At 37.6% G+C, this 17224-nt stretch carries 12 protein-coding genes; 6 read left to right on the forward strand and 6 right to left on the reverse strand.

From position 1 onward, the window contains the following. Window positions 1-960 precede the first annotated feature (960 nt). The 5 genes from ACKPCE_RS00235 to ACKPCE_RS00255 all read left to right on the forward strand — a co-directional run bounded on the left by ACKPCE_RS00235 (window position 961) and on the right by ACKPCE_RS00255 (window position 7475). Complete coding sequence (locus ACKPCE_RS00235) at window positions 961-3687, forward strand: AAA domain-containing protein (protein ID WP_319503764.1); 2727 nt, start codon at window positions 961-963, stop codon at window positions 3685-3687. A gap of 169 nt (window positions 3688-3856) precedes the next feature. After that, window positions 3857-4198: a nucleotide pyrophosphohydrolase gene (locus tag ACKPCE_RS00240; RefSeq protein WP_277639400.1), complete on the forward strand. Its 342-nt coding sequence runs from the start codon at window positions 3857-3859 to the stop codon at window positions 4196-4198. After that, entirely contained in the window at window positions 4195-6561 is a 2367-nt protein-coding gene (locus tag ACKPCE_RS00245; RefSeq protein WP_319503765.1) for a DNA/RNA helicase domain-containing protein, read from the forward strand. The genes ACKPCE_RS00240 and ACKPCE_RS00245 overlap by 4 nt, the downstream gene beginning before the upstream one ends. 141 nt (window positions 6562-6702) lie before the next feature. Further along, window positions 6703-7158, forward strand: coding sequence for a GNAT family N-acetyltransferase (locus ACKPCE_RS00250; RefSeq protein WP_319505887.1), 456 nt, complete (start codon window positions 6703-6705; stop codon window positions 7156-7158). A gap of 20 nt (window positions 7159-7178) precedes the next feature. Further along, entirely contained in the window at window positions 7179-7475 is a 297-nt protein-coding gene (locus ACKPCE_RS00255) for a glutaredoxin-related protein (protein ID WP_319503766.1), read from the forward strand. A gap of 165 nt (window positions 7476-7640) precedes the next feature. Here the strand turns inward: ACKPCE_RS00255 and ACKPCE_RS00260 are convergent, their stop codons facing one another. Both ACKPCE_RS00260 and ACKPCE_RS00265 read right to left on the reverse strand, forming a co-directional pair. Further along, entirely contained in the window at window positions 7641-8294 is a 654-nt protein-coding gene (locus ACKPCE_RS00260; RefSeq protein ID WP_319503767.1) for a flavodoxin family protein, read from the reverse strand. Between the two features lie 19 nt (window positions 8295-8313). Further along, complete coding sequence (locus tag ACKPCE_RS00265; RefSeq protein ID WP_319503768.1) at window positions 8314-9129, reverse strand: NADPH-dependent F420 reductase; 816 nt, start codon at window positions 9127-9129, stop codon at window positions 8314-8316. 178 nt (window positions 9130-9307) lie between these two features. Here ACKPCE_RS00265 and ACKPCE_RS00270 point away from each other — a divergent pair, with 178 nt between their 5' ends. Further along, on the forward strand, window positions 9308-10183 hold the full coding sequence (locus tag ACKPCE_RS00270; protein WP_319503769.1) for a helix-turn-helix domain-containing protein: 876 nt from the start codon (window positions 9308-9310) through the stop codon (window positions 10181-10183). 112 nt (window positions 10184-10295) lie between these two features. On the opposite strand, the gene ACKPCE_RS00275 is transcribed toward ACKPCE_RS00270, so the two are convergent. From ACKPCE_RS00275 to ACKPCE_RS00290, 4 genes are all read right to left on the reverse strand, one after another. Then, entirely contained in the window at window positions 10296-13058 is a 2763-nt protein-coding gene (locus tag ACKPCE_RS00275) for a substrate-binding domain-containing protein (RefSeq protein WP_319503770.1), read from the reverse strand. Between the two features lie 156 nt (window positions 13059-13214). Beyond that, on the reverse strand, window positions 13215-14102 hold the full coding sequence (locus ACKPCE_RS00280; protein ID WP_319503771.1) for a carbohydrate kinase family protein: 888 nt from the start codon (window positions 14100-14102) through the stop codon (window positions 13215-13217). 52 nt (window positions 14103-14154) lie between these two features. Continuing rightward, a complete protein-coding gene (locus ACKPCE_RS00285; protein ID WP_319503772.1) occupies window positions 14155-15321 on the reverse strand; it encodes an MFS transporter in 1167 nt (388 codons plus the stop codon). A gap of 12 nt (window positions 15322-15333) precedes the next feature. Then, window positions 15334-17151: a glycoside hydrolase family 32 protein gene (locus ACKPCE_RS00290; protein WP_319503773.1), complete on the reverse strand. Its 1818-nt coding sequence runs from the start codon at window positions 17149-17151 to the stop codon at window positions 15334-15336. Window positions 17152-17224: the final 73 nt, after the last annotated feature.

Below are 17224 nucleotides of genomic sequence, written 5' to 3' on the forward strand. Positions count from 1 at the left end.
TTGTGATTTGCTTATGATCCGAATCATAAAGGAACCACAATGCCGTTCATGCCAGTAATCAAGAAAGCTAAGCAGCCTCTCAAATTTAGAGAAGCTGCTCATAAATTATTTCTTCATCTTACAGATACTCCTGGACATGGTACCAAATGTTCATAGGCTCTGTGTCAATAACCGAGTAAAGTCCAATCATTCAATCGGCTTTATGATTACACTCCTATCGTACCGTGCGATGTAGTGGCGAGAAGGAGTCCAAAATAGTCTCTCTCGTCAATCCTCAACAATCAGCACTGAACCTCTTTGTTAGCTCGCTCGGATAATAGGCTAAAGAAGAACGAAAATAAATAATCGCTCGTAAATTTAGCTTGCGTTTTAGACAATGTTAAGCACACCTCCGGCATACGAGGTATTGGCAAAATAAGCAGGCTCATACTCAAACGAATAACTCCCGTTATCGTTCTCAGTTGAGTTCCGGCCTCAACGCCTTCAGACCTTTGCACTTCGCATTGTTTATCGGTTCAGCTGTTTAACACCCACAGAAATCTCCAGTTCCAGCACATCCAATATCTTACTAAGTATCTCGATGGAGGGGTTCGCCTATCCACGTTCTATTTTATAGAGCGTATTAACACTAATATCCGCAATATCAGCCAAGTGGGGCTGCGTAATCATAAGGTCTTTTCTTCGGAGACGTATCTGCTCACCAATAGTCACCCGTAACGAGTTTATTTATTACAAGTATATCGCTATTTATCTTTTATATATAAGCCTTTTAACAAGTATGCTTATGCGATTTATTTTGCCGGTGAACAATTTTGTAACGAGCGGATAAAAATTTGCTTACTTGAATCAAATATTTATCAAAAACACAATTAAACATCAACACCTAATTAAAAAACAGACATGGTTTCTTATCTTTGCAGAAAAGAGACATAAGGGTATTGTAATACAACCAGCCAATAGATGAATACAAAGCAATGCATGATAGTGGATTTGGATAAATTTGGTGACAAGCGAATGTTTATCACAGAACAAGTTGCCTCCATTTGCGAAAACAAGAATGGACTGTGGACTATTCGGTTTTCCTCCTCTCCTCGCATGTTCAACTATAACTATTCTCGATTACTGTATCTCACAAACCCCGAAACGATCAATCTTGGCGAAAAGGGGCTATACATCAAAAATAAACGCATCAACGACGTAGCTGAGTTGCTCCGTTTTACGAACGGTCATTATACTTTCTATCGAGTGACTTATACCAATGGGTACTATGAGAATCTGGACGGAAGCAAAGTCTATATCACCCGTACTCCAATTGACAAGAATGGCGGTTCTACTTGGGATTATCTTTGCAAGTTGGCTGCCGAAACAGGATTGTTAGCTGAAGATGATGAAAGTATCTTGTCCAAGCAATACAACTTGGTGGATTTGAAGCGAGACAATGTACCCTTGGCACAATATTTAGGTGATAGAACGAAATTGGCTACTTATCACAAACCGAATCAGATATATTATCCTTTTGGATGCAATGCTAGTCAGAAAGCTGCTGTGGAAGCAGCTTTGACACATCAGATAAGTATTATTCAGGGGCCTCCGGGGACAGGTAAGACGCAAACCATTCTGAACATCATTGCCAATCTACTGATAAAAGACAAAACGATATTAGTGGTATCGAATAATAACTCTGCCGTAGAGAATGTAGCAGAGAAACTCAATGGAGAGAACCTGGGATTCATTGTTGCCAAGCTTGGTAGCGTGCAAAACAAGGAGGCGTTCATCGCCAATCAGTCAGGTTATCCCGATATGACAGAATGGAGTCTCGATGAACCGGTATCCATAGAGGAATTGGCGCAAAATTCGCTCCATAACGTATCCCAAGCATTTGATGAGCAATTGCGTCAGGCTCAACTGAAAGCAGCGTACGATGCTTTACTAAAAGAATCGAAGTACAACGATATACTGAGAGCAGGCAAAGCAGGAGAAGATTGGCTAAACGGTAAACCATCGACTAAACTCATGAAACTGCTAAGCCGATACCAAATGTTGACGGAAAGGGGACATAAACCAAGTTTATGGTTCAGGTTAAAATGGACGTTCTCATTAGCTACGCAGATGTTTTCGCTCTTAGGTAAGCAATCATCACATATCATTTCGACTTTTGAATCGGCCTACTACTTCTCTCGCAAAACGGAAATAGAACATGAGTTGGAATCAATTGCTTTGGCACTTCAACACATAGACATCAATAAGGGCGTAAAAGATCTACGTTCCTCTTCTCTCCAACTATTAAAGAACAAGATAGCAAAGCAATATGGTACCGGCGAAAGAAGAAAGTTCACCATTACCGATCTCAAGTTCAAATCGGAAGAATTCTTAAAAGAATATCCAGTTGTACTCAGTACTACCTATTCAGCCAAGGGTTGTATCAGCAAGGATATGGTGTTTGATTATGTGATCATGGACGAGGCTTCACAAGTCGATATAAAAACAGGAGCACTGGCACTGTCGTGCGCCATTAATGCCGTGATAGTTGGTGATGACAAACAACTGCCCAATGTGGTAAGCCGTGAAGAGGCATTGGCACTTAATGCCATCCAGACAACCTACGAAGTGGATGACCGATACAACGCCGTGACACACAGTTTTCTGCAATCCTGCGCCGAAATGTTTCAGCATGCACCGGTGATATTGCTACGTGAACATTATCGTTGTCACCCCAAAATCATAGAGTTTTGTAACCAACGTTTCTATGATGGAGAGCTTGTTGCTATGACAACAGACAACAGCGAAGATGAGGTGCTACAAGTAGTGAGAACCGTTGCAGGGAACCATGCCAGGAGCCATTTTAATCAAAGAGAAATAGATGTCATCACTCAAGAGGTACTGCCGGATTGCTCAGACGCGGAAAGCATAGGCATCATTACCCCCTATCGTTCTCAAGCAGAAGCCATAAACGAAGCATTAGGAAAAGATATTGCCAGCACAGTGCATAAGTATCAAGGACGCGAGTGCGACACCATCATTATGAGCATGGTAGACAACTCTCCCACTGAGTTTTCTGATGATGCCAACCTGCTTAACGTGGCAATATCTCGTGCAAAAACAAGGCTTTGCATTGTAACAAACGGTAACGAGATGAGTCAGGATTCCAATATCGGCCAGCTTATTAGTTACATCCAATACAATAATTTTGAAGTGAAAGCAAGTAAACTACATTCTGTTTTTGATCTGCTCTACAAGCAATATACGGCAGAAAGACTAGCTTACGAAGCTACACATTCTGCTGTCTCAGAACATCTATCAGAAAACCTCGTTTATGACCTCTTATCAAAAGCCATTGCCAAATTAGGCTTGTCCAATACGGATGTGCTTTGTCATTATCCGCTATCCATACTCATTGCAGACTGGAGTTTGCTAGATGATAAAGAGAAAGCATTTGCTGAAAGTCCGTTCTCACACGTAGATTTTCTTATCTACAACTCGCTCACCAAGAAACCGCTTTACGCAATAGAAGTGGATGGCTGGCACTTCCATAAAGGAAGTGACTCACAGCAATCTCGTGATGCACTCAAAGACAGGATCTTTTCAAAGTTAGGTCTCCGTCTGATTCGCATTTCTACTACAGATACTGTAAATGAGGAGACAATGATGAAATTGATTTCAGAAGAAAGTTTGATGTACAAAAAATAGGAATAAGATTCAATGCTAACCTTTGATAAAACTCCAAAAAATTACGGATCAAAGATAACCCACTTTAACGAAATCAAATTGATATTTTTAAATTGTTTTTCAAACGAATTCCTGTCTCATCTTAAAATTATTTATATTTTTGTAACTTGCGTATTAAAAGTATATAATCATGAAAACAAATAAATCTGATATAATGGAAATTATGGAACAAATAGTCTCTTTCACTAAGGAACGTGACTGGGACCAATTCCATAATGGAAAAGATTTAGCATTAGCTCTATCGATAGAAGCAGCAGAATTAAACGAAGCTTTTCTATGGAAGAAAGCTGAAGAAGTAAATATAGAAAAAATAAAAGAGGAATTGGCAGATATTTTTAACTATGCCTTTCTTATTGCTAATAAGTATGACTTAGACATCAAGAAAATAATTTCAGATAAGATTACGAATAATGCAAATAAATATCCTATAGAGAAATCGAAAGGATCTGCCAGAAAATATACCGAATTATGATTGTGTATCATGCTTCAAAAAAAACTTTTATCAATGACGTCTTCAATAACACAATTGCGGATGAAATAGAAAATGCATTCTTAGCGCATTTGGGAAGACATACTTCTTATAATGAAGTTCTATCATGGAGAAATTCAATGATTCACATGTACAAGGTTATCGACACACCAGATATTCCGAATGACGCTAGTATTGCTATTGAGTATCAAATACCACTGACGTCAAAACGAATAGATTTTATTATCTCGGGTTTCGATAATGAGAACAAAGGTCATGTTGTTATTATTGAACTAAAACAGTGGGAACAGGCAAAACTATCACCTAAGTCAGCATTAGTAAAAACTCGTTTTCAACATGGAGAAAGCGAGGTAGCACACCCTTCTTATCAAGCATGGTCATATGCATATATGCTCATAAATTATAATGAAACAATAAGAGACCAAGGTATCAATATATCTCCTTGTGCATTTTTACATAACTATCAAACAGATGATGTTATTACTAATCCTATATATAGTGAATATATAGAAAAAGCCCCTGTTTTTCTTAAAACAGATGCGCAAAAGCTACAAAACTTCATAAAAGACCGCATCAAATATGGAGCTAAAGATGACATTGTTTGGCTTATTGATAAAGGGAAACTTAGACCTTCTAAACAATTGGCTGACGCTCTTACTTCTATGATTAAAGGGAATCAAGAGTTTGTATTGCTGGATGATCAAAAGGTTGTTTTTGAGACAGCTATTGAAATGGCAAACAAGGGTAATGCTGGAAAAAAACATGTATTAATTGTTGAAGGAGGGCCAGGAACAGGTAAAAGCGTTGTAGCGGTCAATCTCCTCGTACAACTAACCAAACAAGGAATTGTCACCCAATACGTATCAAAGAATGCAGCACCAAGAAGTGTCTATACCAATAAACTATCAGGATCCTTCAAAAAATCATATATTGACAATCTATTCGTTGGCAGTGGAAAATTTATTGATGTTCCTGAAAGCACCTTCGGTGCTCTTATCGTTGATGAAGCACACCGGCTTAACGAAAAGAGTGGACTCTTCAGTAATTTAGGAGAAAACCAAATCTTAGAGATAATTCGCTCTGCAAAGTTTTCAGTTTTTTTTGTTGATGACAAACAACGAATACATATAAAAGATATAGGGACAAAAAGAGAAATTAAAAGAATTGCAGATTCATATAATGCTGTTGTTTATACAACGAAACTTGAATCCCAATTTCGTTGTAACGGATCTGATGGCTATTTAAGTTGGCTAGATAATGCATTGCAAATTAGAGAAACAGCAAACATTAAAATTTCGTCTGACGATTATGATTTTCGAATATTCTCTGATCCTAATGAACTATTTGATGCCATAAAAAACAAAAACCGAACAAACAACAAATCAAGACTTGTTGCTGGATATTGCTGGGATTGGAAAAGTCAGAAAGATATTAATGAATATGATATAGTAATACCAGAGTTTAACTTCAAGAAACAGTGGAACTTTAATTCAAATGTTCCTTGGATTTTAGGAGATGAATCCGTTAATCAAATTGGGTGTATTCATACTTGTCAAGGACTAGAGCTTGATTACGTAGGTGTAATAGTAGGTATGGATATACGTTATGAAAATAATAAAATAGTCACCGATGTACTTAAACGCTCTACTAAAGATCGTTCTATTGCTGGATTTAAAAGTTATCTAAAAAAAGACAACAAGAAAGCATTACAAGATGCTGATGAAATTATAAAAAACACGTACAGGACATTAATGACTCGTGGGATGAAAGGCTGCTATGTCTATTTCTGCGATAAACCACTTGCTCAACATTTCATGGACTTGATAGAAAATCAGGAAAAGAGTAAGTCCATTACACGAATTGAAGACACGGTAAATGATGATGTAAAATATATCGACTTTCTACCTTTTTATTCAATCAAGGCTGCATGTGGATATTTTGGAGAAGGAGAAAATGTTGAAGAAAAGGGATGGATAAAGGTAGAAGGTATGGGTAAATTAAATCGTAACATGTATGTAGTACAAGCTGTGGGGAATTCAATGGAGCCACTGATTTATGATGGTGATTATTGTGTATTTAGGAGTAATCCTTCTGGTAGCCGTCAAGGCAAAGTAGTATTGGCTCAACATCATAATTTCTATGATGCAGATTATAGTGGCAGCTATTCAATCAAAATATATACCAGCAATAAAGCATACAATTCTGATGGAAATTGGTGGCATGAATCAATTATATTAGAGCCTAAAAATTCTACTTATAATCCAATCATCATCGATGAAGATCAAGCCGACGATTTTCGAATTATTGGTGAATTCGTTGGAGTTATTAATCACAAAAAGGACTAATTCATAACATTTTTAAAATATGATATCTCCCTTATATAAAAAACATCTATCAAAATAGAAAAATATTTTGTGGGAACAAGAGGCTAAAGTCATTATTTAAAATTTTGCCATAGATATTATAATTGCGGTTTAAAAAAGATGATGAATATAATTCAACTAACAGAAAACAAGAAGCAGCATATAGACTTGTTATTGCTTGCTGACGAGCAAGAGTCTATGATAGACCGATATCTGGAGCGCGGAGACATGTTCGTGCTTGATGATGGCGGAGTAAAAGCTGTCTGTGTGGTAACTGATGAAGAAGACGGAGTGTGTGAGCTAAAGAACATAGCAGTTACCCCTGAGTATCAACGGCAAGGATATGGTAAAAGACTAATCAAATACCTGCTTACCCACTATATAGGAAAATATTCCCGAATGATAGTTGGAACAGGTGATGTTCCGAGCGCGGTTGGATTTTACACAAGTTGCGGTTTCAAGTATTCTCACCGCATTGAAAACTTTTTTACCGATAATTACGACCATCCAATGATTGAAGATGGTGTATTACTCAAAGATATGATTTATTTAAAACGAGAGATTTGTTACTCAATATAAACAAATAATTAAACTGAATTATGACAACAATTTATGGAATGAGCACCTGCCCCGACTGCACTTATGTGGAGGAGCAGGTCAAAGGAGACAGCAGATATAAGGTAATTGACATCGGGCTGCACGTAAGAGACCTCAAGGCTTTCTTGAAGCTTCGTGACCACAATCCGGTTTTTGATGAAGCAAAGAAAGCCGGGGCGGCAGGTATCCCTTGTTTCGTTCTTGAGGACGGTTCTGTAACACTAATTCCTGAAGAAGCCGGATTGCAATCACGTCCCATTGAAGGTACAGCTTGCAATATTGATGGAAGCGGTTGCTAGTATAGGGAAAAGCACAACGGTTAAGTGAAATATATAGTTTTATCTAACACTATTGGGCCGAAAACGCTGTTAGGAAAATTAAAGTCAGGCGCAAGGTAAACGGGTATTCATCCACTCTTCTTATTATATCTGAGTAGATTAGAAACATTTTATATTTAACTGATTTTATTGCAAGTATTTCACCATTCGGATTCCAGCCTGATGTGCATTTTGCAAATCTGAATTCCAATGAGTATTATGCCAAGCATCTTTCTTTCCTACGGAAAATCCTGCCATATCGTAACGATCGTAATTTTTAACCTGTAAGGTATTCAGAGCAATAATGCGTTCTGGCTTGGAAAGGAAGCGAGCAATAATGTCCTCGTTGCGTTCGTACATCGCCTGCATCTGTGGTTGATACTCCTCAGTAGCATTCATCGTGTAGATGATAGCTGTAGGCACACGTTTGGGTGCGTGAGTAGTGTAATCGTTGTAAGAGAGCCATGGGAAAGTAAGTCGTTCAATGAAAGCACGGAGTTGGGCGGTGACATCACTATAATATATAGGTGATGCAAAGACGATGCCGTCTGCAAATGCTGCTTCTTTCAAAACTTCGCTGATACCGTCTTTGTGGGCACAATATTCTGTAAACTTACTATTCTTTACCTTACAAGCCAAGCACGCCATACAACCGTGGTAGTCAACATCGTAGAGCCTTACGTGTTTCACTTGCACCATTTTATCGGCTTCTTTCACACCCGCTTTGAAGGCTTCAATCATCTTTGCTGTATTGAAGGTCTTGCGTGGACCTCCGTCAATTATCATTATCTTTTTCATCATTTTTGTATATATGTATTGCTTACTTGTTAAAGTCCCTGTTTATTCTTATAACATTCTCATGGCTGAAATCATCATTAGCCAACAATGCAAACTCCGCATCAAAACGTTTGCGATTTTGGAAAACACTTTCTTTTGTTGCCGTTGACTTACAACGTATATCTTTGAGCATTTCTGCCGTATAATCGCAGCAATATCCAGGTGAATTGGGTTGCTGACTCCAAGAATCTTTTAGCAGTCCATTGTCTATTGCATCAAACCCCATATCCTCGACAAGCCTCATTACTTTTTCTTTTTTAATAACATTATCCCCAGCTACCAACATGCCGAGTCGTCTCTTGTCATTTTGGGGTTTACCACCATTGATAAGAGTATGTGCCAACAACATATTGAAGGCTTTGATAACCGATCTGCCGATTTGCTCCGATACCCATAGACTCTCTACCATACCATCTTCAATTTCTTGAATCACACCGTGTTTCCTACCTGGATAATAATTATTGGAATCGACAATAACGACATCGTCAGAAACACTACAAAACAAATCTTTAGGGAGCTCTGCAATTGATGCAAAAGGTATGGAAAGCACGATGATTTCCACATCCTTTATTACTCCACGAATATCCTGCGGCTCAGCAGCAATTTCGCGTGCAAAGTCTTTTACACCTTCCACACCTTTAGTGTTTGCTACTTTCACTTGGTGACCTGCACCTACCAATTTTCTTGCTATTGTGCCACCGATAGCACCCGTACCAATTATTCCTATTTTCATTTGTTTGATTTTTAGATACTGCAAAGATACTGCAATATCTTTCAATGAAATGTTATCTAACGACACTGAATAATTATCTAATACAACGATTCTAGTGATAAATATATTATTTTACCATTTTTGTACCTGAAAGAATGATCGATTGATATTGGTATCATATTTTTATATTCTATATTTGCACTATAGATATAAATAGTCTAAGCTGTTAAGGAAAAAGTACATCAACCCGTAGGACTAAGTTTTTATGAAACTCATAGATACCATTAGCATGGAAGGCACACTCTACGAGCCTGGAAAACGAACAGAGGGTGTGTGGCTGAGGCAAGGTCTTGGTCTCATGATGGATTCCAAGAATATTGCGCAGGAAGACTGGCGAAAATACAACGAACCATATCGTGCGAATGACTGGCAAGTGATTCTTGTATTAGAGGGATCTTATACTTCGCGTTACAACTTATTGGATGTTGAGCGCACGAAGGGACAACTTATTATTCAACGCCCTGGATTGCTCATTACACACACAAAAGCCAGTAGCGACGTGAATCTTCGCACACTCTCCATTAATCCCGAATTGCTTGGCAACATTACAATGCAGGATTATTACTTGCTGTTTCGCCTCACCGAGGAACAACGTAAGTGTGTATTGTCCTACTTTGACTTGATGGAACAACAAGTCAAAAACTATAATTTAGACGTGAGAATTCTTTCTGATCTCGGCAGTTCGCTCCTCCGCTATGCTCTTCAGATTGGACAGGAAAGCTTTGGAAAAAAAGAAAAGCAATCGCAGGAAACAGTTTCGCGGAATACTCTGATATTCCGTGAGTTCATATCATTGTTGAATACGCACGGAACTAAGGAACACAAGATTGCATTTTATGCTGACCAGCTGGCAATGACACCCAACTATCTCAACTCGCTCATTAAGCAAGTAAGCGGACAAACCATGATGTCGTGGATCAACGAATACCTCATTGCCGAAATTAAGGCTACCCTCTCGCACAGTGACATGAGTGTGGAAAACATTTCCGATGCTCTTTATTTCCCCAATTCTGCTTTCTTCTGCAAATTTTTTAAAAAGCATACGGGGCTAACACCGAGCCAGTATCGTAAAAGTAAATAAATAGTAAAGCGATAGGTCAGAAATTGTTTTACCGCTTTACTTGAATTAATAATCAATGATTTATTTTGGAACAAGAATTTACTAGCCTTTAAAGATACCTGGATATAAATAATCATCCACCTTTTCTTTTCAGAAAATCTGTAGGACTTTCTCCAAATAATTCTTTATAACATTTTGTGAAATAAGACGGTGATGTAAACCCAACTTCATAGGCAATCTCAGAGACAGTCATCTCAGATGCAGCTAATAGAAAGCTAGACTTCTTTAGTCTCATCTGACGCAATAATTCATTTGGAGAATAATTTGTCAACGATTTTAATTTACGATAGAGTTGTACACGGCTCATGCCCATTTCACGGCCCATGTTCTCAACATTTAAATTCGGATCTTTCATTCTTTCTTCAACAAGCATCTTAAAGCGAGAAATAAAGTCTTTATCTAGATCGCTAATTGATTCTTTTTCAATAGCCTGATTATCTTCAAAAAATTGTTTTAATTGTCGACGATTAGCAATTAAATTACGTAAACGCGACAGTAATAATTGTGAGTTGAAAGGTTTAGAAATATAAGAATCGGCCCCACCATCATACCCTTGAATGCGTTGTTCATCCAAAGAGCATGCTGTAAGTAAAATAACCGGAATATGAGAAGTTTGTAATTCACTCTTCAAACGACGACAGCATTCTACTCCATCTAAACCAGGCATCATAACATCAGAAATTATGATATCGGGAATATATTTCATAGCAAGTTTAATCCCTTTTATTCCATCGGAAGCCTCTAGCACTCGATATTCTACCGACAGCAATGATTTTACATAAGTACGAATATCAGAATTATCATCAATGATAAGAACAGTAGGAGAATCTTCTTCAATCATTTCCTCTTCGTTAATAATCTCGGATTCAATCAATGTAGTACTAATATCCTCAACATCCACACATTTAGAATTTTCCACAAGAGAAGACTCCGATATATCTTGTTTAGGTAAAGTGACTACAAACATGGTTCCTTTACTATCACTATGCGCCACAATATTACCTCGGTGCATTTCAACAAAAGCGCGGACCAAAGCTAATCCAATACCCGTACCTGCTTGATGAGCATCAACTTGATAAAACCGTTCAAAAACAGCCTCAACATCTACCGGTGCAATATAGCTCCCCGAATTAAATATCTTCAAACAATAATTTTGAGAATCAGATTCCAAACTGATCACTATCTTACCATTTTCAGGTGTATATTTAATTGCATTTGAAAATAAATTAAAATAGATACGTTCCATCTTTTCGATATCAGCAATCGTTCTATAATCAACATCAGAAGAATAATCAAATGTAAAAGAGATGTGTTTCTTCAGTAATGCAACACGAAAAGAATCATTCCATTCTTGAAAGCCTGAAAGCAAATCAAAAGGCTCAGAATGAAGTTCCATTCTTCCATTCTCTACTTTCCGAAAATCAAGAACTTGGTTTACTAAACGTAGAAGAATATGCGTGTTTTTCTTCATCAGTTCTAATAGCTGTCGAGAACGTTCAGTTACCGATTTATCAGCCAATAGCTGTTCAATAGGATCAGCTAGTAATGTTAACGGTGTACGAAAGTCATGCGAGATATTTGTAAAGAAAACAAGCTTTGCATGTGTTGCAGTCTCTAATTCTCGAGCAAGCTGCTCCATTTGCATCTTTTGTTGTTCAAGCAGTTCCGTCTGTTGTATCAATTGAATTTTCTGTTCCTCCAATTTCTTTTTTTGCAAAGAAAGTTCACAATTTAGCTTATTTTTGGCACGCAGAGATAAATAAACTGTTATTAGCAAAGCAATCATTAATGACAAAGCCAATAAACTCCCTATCAAAATACTCTGTTGAGTAGCGTAACGAAGTAGATATTGATTAATTTTCCCCTTTAAAGTTTCAATCTTATCATCTAAAGTTCTAATATGAACTGTTTGCATTTTCATTATTAGAGCATTATCAGAATCAACAACAGAAGTATTTAGAATATTTTCACGTAGGAAATCACGTTTATTAAGGATATCCATAGCTGTTTGCATAACAACATCACCTCCTGTGGGGTAAATAAAAGTAGCATTCAATTTTCCGGAAAGTACATGCTCTAAGCCATAGCCTTCACCGGGAAGAGCATCAATTCCAATAAAACGAATGTTATTTTCTCTATGCTTATTAAGAGCAGCAGCATAAGCTCCGGCAGCCATGCGATCGTTTTGTGCATAAACAACATCTATTTGTGGATAGTCATCCAGCAATTTATTCATTTTCTCTTCTGCTTGCGACTGTAGCCATGCACCATCTTCTTTTGCCAGCAACTGAATATCTTTATATGAAGATATTGCATTTATAAAACCTTGATGGCGGTCAATTGCAGGTGAAGACCCTGCCAAGCCACTAATTTCAATCACGGTACCTTTACCATTAAGCATATTGGCCACATATTTACCAACAGATTTACCTATCTCATAATTATCCGCTCCTACATAAGCAGTATATTTATCCGATAGTATCCTACGATCGACCACAATTACAGGAATCCCTTTGTTGTATGCTTCTTCAACGACTGGGGTTATTGGAGCAGCTTCGTTAGGAGCGACAATAAGCAAATCCACTTTATTATCTATGAAATAACGAATATCATTTTTTTGTTTGATATTATCATCTTTAGAAGTACGTATTTCCACTTCAACACCATCATAAAAAAGAGCTTCACGCAACATCTCATTATTCATCTGATGCCGCCACTCATCATCGCTACACTGAGAAACCCCAATATAAAAATGAGCTTTCCGCTGTGAACAAGAATTCACAATAGCTCCAAGAATGAACAAAAATAATAAAATCGAAAGTTTATGTGGCTTCATGACGCTCTGTTAGTTAATGATCGAAAGAAACAAAGGTAATAGAAAAAGTGAAATAATAACAGAACATTTAAGTGCGAAACAAATAAAGAGAACTCCCCTCTCTCTAAAATATGGCATTAGAGATAGAGGAGATCATACGACGACTCAAATCAATACTTATTTCAATCTATTTTTCAAAACTTCCGGAAGTTCAGGCATTGCTCCACTTTGAGTGCACACAAATGCAGACACCTCTACAGCCAATTTATGAGCTTCCTGTACCGGTTTTCCAGCAAGTACCGCAGATGTGAAGGCTGCTGTAAACGAATCTCCGGCTCCAACCGTATCGGCAACAGCTACTCTTGGCGTTTCTTGAAAAGAAACAACTCCGGGCGTAAACACATAGCTGCCGTTGGTTCCACATGTTAGTATAAGCATCTTTAAATTATATTTTGCAAGAAGAATCCAACACTTATCTTGTAAGTCAATACCAGGATAATCAAAAATACGACTTATTGCAACCAATTCCTCATCGTTTATCTTTAGAACATTGCAACGGCTCATGGAATCACAGAGAATTTCTTTAGTATAGAACCCTTGCCTGAGATTGACATCAAAGATCTTCAAATTACCGTCTAAATCAGGCATCGCATCAAGAAAACGCTTGATAGTATCACGACTCACTTGACTGCGTTGTGCCAAAGAACCGAAACATACTGCACGTGTATTTAAAGCTAAAGATTTCAATTCATCTGTGAAAGGAATGTTATCCCATGCTACAGCTTCTTTAATATCATAACAAGGTACACCTACTGCATCAAGAGTAACTTGCACTGTCCCTGTAGGATAAGGAACACACGCAATCATAGTCTTTAAAGCTTTCTTTTGAAACACATCCATTATTTCTGTTCCATCTGTATCCTCACCCACTGCACTAACAATGCGACTGTCAAACCCAAACTGTGAAACATGATATGCAAAATTTGCTGGAGCACCTCCTATCTTTTTCCCCTCTGGAAGAACATCCCAAAGCGCCTCTCCCATTCCAACTATAACTTGATTCATATTAATTTATTATTTATTCTATGTATATAATTTAAACCGTTTGTTCTTTTACTCAATGTTTGATTTTTAGCATATAAAAAAATAAATATATTACACCAACGGTCATCACGGCAACCGCTCCACTTTGGCCAACAGCATCACTTGCCATACCCATTGCTATAGGGAAAATGGTTCCACCAAACAAGCCCATTATCATAAGACCAGATATTTCATTTTTCTTTTGAGGCATAGACAATAAAGCTTTTGAAAATATGACAGGGAAAATATTTGAATTCCCAAATCCAATAAGAGCAATACAAGCATATATCATCATTTTCTCATTAAAAATAAACAGGCCTACCATAGCTACTAACATACATATAACACTGATAGCAAAAAAAATCTTTGCCGATACCCTCTGTAAAATGAAAGCGCCCAAAAAACACCCTGCTGTACGAAAGATAAAATAAAGGCTTGTCGCAAAGCCAGCATCTGCTAATGTCATACTCAAACGCTCCATGAGAATTTTGGGAGCAGTTGTGTTAGTCCCGACATCAATACCAACATGACACATAATACCAAGAAAACAAAGCAAGATAAAGGGTCTACGTAATAAAGAAAAGCATTCCTTAAAGGTAGATGGGCGTCCTTCTTCTCTTTCCTCTTGAATGGATGTCATATTTAACCAAACAATAGCAAGCGCAGCTATTGACATATATATGAAAAACAACACTCGCCACTCCATTCCGAAAGAAGGTATGGTTTGCGCAACTCCCCACATGGCAATATATGGTGCTAAAAAAGAAGCAATAGCTTTTACAAACTGACCAAAGGTCAAATAGCTTGCCAACTTCCCTGTATTTACTATATTTGAAAGTAAAGGATTAAGAGATGTTTGCATCAATGTATTTCCAATACCTAATAATGAAAAAGAAATTAGCATGATTACAAAGCTATCTCCCAAAATAGGTAACAATAAAGAAAAAAATGTCACAACAAGGCTAAGTAATACTGTCTTTTTTCGTCCTATGCGGTTCATTAGTATTCCTGTAGGTACAGAAAAAATAAGAAACCAGAAAAACACGAGTGAAGGAAATATATTGGCTTGCGAATCTGTTAGGTTAAGATCTGCTTTTACATAATTAGAAGCAATACCTACTAAATCAACAAAACCCATAACAAAAAAGCAAAGCATGATAGGCAGCAGCTTAGTCTGCAAAGAAGGTTTTACACTTTCCATACTAAATAAATTCTATTTTTTTAATCCTAATCGATATACAGTCAATTCAGTAACATTGTAGCTTCCCCCTTTAGCATAGAAGCTGATGCGATTGTAAGGTTCTGAGGGAAATACAAGATTGGACATTGCAAAAGCCCCGTTATCACCAAAAGCTTCAATACTAGATTTATCAATAAACAGACGAATCTTTAATATATCCTGCCCTTTTACAGGAGCAATTGTTACAGATGGGAATTCTTTACTAAATGATATCATTCCACTCTTAGTACGATCCATGTAGAATTTCTTCTCAATCAAGTTATAATACATCTCAACCTCTTCACCTCTTGAGTTAAAGAGTTGGAAACCTATTACTTCTGCGTTTTTATTTTTAATTGTTAAGTCAATCTCATAACTTCCGGTATTATCATCAATAAGTTTGTCCAGATTATGATTGCGATCAACTTTAAAAGCGTATTTCATGCTACTTTTATCTCTCAACTTTAAAAGTTCAGGAGAAGGAGTTACTTTTATATAAGTTTCCCCCCTTGATGTATAAAGGGAAAGGTCCCGCGGCACTGAGTTAGCACTGCGATACTGTTGTGTAGGTACATCATTGGCATATTGCCAATTGCTCATCCACGCCAATGCTATGGTGCGGCCTTCAGGAGCATTACTCCAAGTAACAGTTGCGTAATGATCTTTCCCCCAATCCATCCACTTCGTAATCTCAGGTGATTCATTTACAAACTTCTTCCCATCAAATGTGCCCACAAAATATTGAGTGGCAGAGCCACCAAATGGTCCGCCCGGATTAATATTGCAAACAAGTACCCACTTCATTAGTTCAGTACCTTCAATAGGTAATTCTAACAAGTCAGGACACTCCCAAACGCCACCATGAGCCCCTTGCCCTTTACCAAAGCTACTTTCATAGGTCCATTCTTTCAAATTAGGTGAAGAATAGAACTGCATTTCCTGTCCTACAGCAAGTATCACAACCCATCTTTTAGTAGCATCGTGCCAAAAAACTTTTGGATCACGGAAATCGCGTTGTGTAGAAGTTAGTATAGGATTACGGGCATATTTTTTAAATGTTTTTCCGTTATCCAGACTGTACGCCATGCTCTGCACTTGGCGATCGCTAGCTGAAGTATAAAAAGCAACGATGGCCCCTGCACCAAACCCCGCAGTATTTTCTTTGTCAACGACACAAGATCCACTAAATATGGTTCCCAATGCATCTGGCGCTATGGCCACCGGTTGATGTTCCCAAGCGATAAGATCAGTACTTGTTGCATGTCCCCAATGCATATTTCCCCACATGGAACCATAAGGATTGTATTGATAAAACAAATGGTATACTCCATCTTTATATACCATTCCATTGGGGTCATTCATCCAGCCATACTGAGGTGTAAAATGATAGACCGGACGGAATATTTCACGATTAACTGTATCAAACTCATTAGAAAGTTTCATCTCATTCCAACAAATAGCCGTATCAGATATAAGCTGAAAGTTAAATGAAAGTGATTTATTATCAAACCCGGAAAGGTCCACTGGAATAAAATAATCAATCTTTCTTATTGCCAAGCGAACATTCATGCTGCGAACCACATCATTGTCCGCAATCATATAAAGTTTAGCCTCTGGAGAAGACTCCTCAACAGGAAGTAGCAGAAATTTCTTTGGACTCTCTATTTGTACTATACTTTGCCCCTCGCCTAAATGCTTAATAACAAAAGGAGGATTAGTTGCCTGACACGAAAACACAGCCGCGGCAGTCCCTAATATAAATACAGCAAACGTTCTTCCAACTGTATGCCAAAAATCTTTTAAATAATCCATGTCTTAATAGGTATTAAATTAATTATGTTTTTCTGTGATGCAAATATACTCTCTTGAATAAGTAGTGACTATC

Source organism: Bacteroides graminisolvens, assembly GCF_963666085.1.
GTDB lineage: Bacteria > Bacteroidota > Bacteroidia > Bacteroidales > Bacteroidaceae > Bacteroides > Bacteroides graminisolvens.

Excerpts from the sequence above, each read along its gene's own strand:
- ACKPCE_RS00280 (WP_319503771.1), bottom strand. The coding sequence starts at position 14,102 with ATGAATCAAGTTATAGTTGGAATGGGAGAGGCGCTTTGGGATGTTCTT.
- ACKPCE_RS00260 (WP_319503767.1), bottom strand. The coding sequence starts at position 8,294 with ATGATGAAAAAGATAATGATAATTGACGGAGGTCCACGCAAGACCTTC.
- ACKPCE_RS00245 (WP_319503765.1), top strand. The coding sequence starts at position 4,195 with ATGATTGTGTATCATGCTTCAAAAAAAACTTTTATCAATGACGTCTTC.
- ACKPCE_RS00275 (WP_319503770.1), bottom strand. The coding sequence starts at position 13,058 with ATGAAGCCACATAAACTTTCGATTTTATTATTTTTGTTCATTCTTGGA.
- ACKPCE_RS00250 (WP_319505887.1), top strand. The coding sequence starts at position 6,703 with ATGAATATAATTCAACTAACAGAAAACAAGAAGCAGCATATAGACTTG.
- ACKPCE_RS00240 (WP_277639400.1), top strand. The coding sequence starts at position 3,857 with ATGAAAACAAATAAATCTGATATAATGGAAATTATGGAACAAATAGTC.
- ACKPCE_RS00290 (WP_319503773.1), bottom strand. The coding sequence starts at position 17,151 with ATGGATTATTTAAAAGATTTTTGGCATACAGTTGGAAGAACGTTTGCT.
- ACKPCE_RS00285 (WP_319503772.1), bottom strand. The coding sequence starts at position 15,321 with ATGGAAAGTGTAAAACCTTCTTTGCAGACTAAGCTGCTGCCTATCATG.
- ACKPCE_RS00255 (WP_319503766.1), top strand. The coding sequence starts at position 7,179 with ATGACAACAATTTATGGAATGAGCACCTGCCCCGACTGCACTTATGTG.
- ACKPCE_RS00235 (WP_319503764.1), top strand. The coding sequence starts at position 961 with ATGAATACAAAGCAATGCATGATAGTGGATTTGGATAAATTTGGTGAC.
- ACKPCE_RS00270 (WP_319503769.1), top strand. The coding sequence starts at position 9,308 with ATGAAACTCATAGATACCATTAGCATGGAAGGCACACTCTACGAGCCT.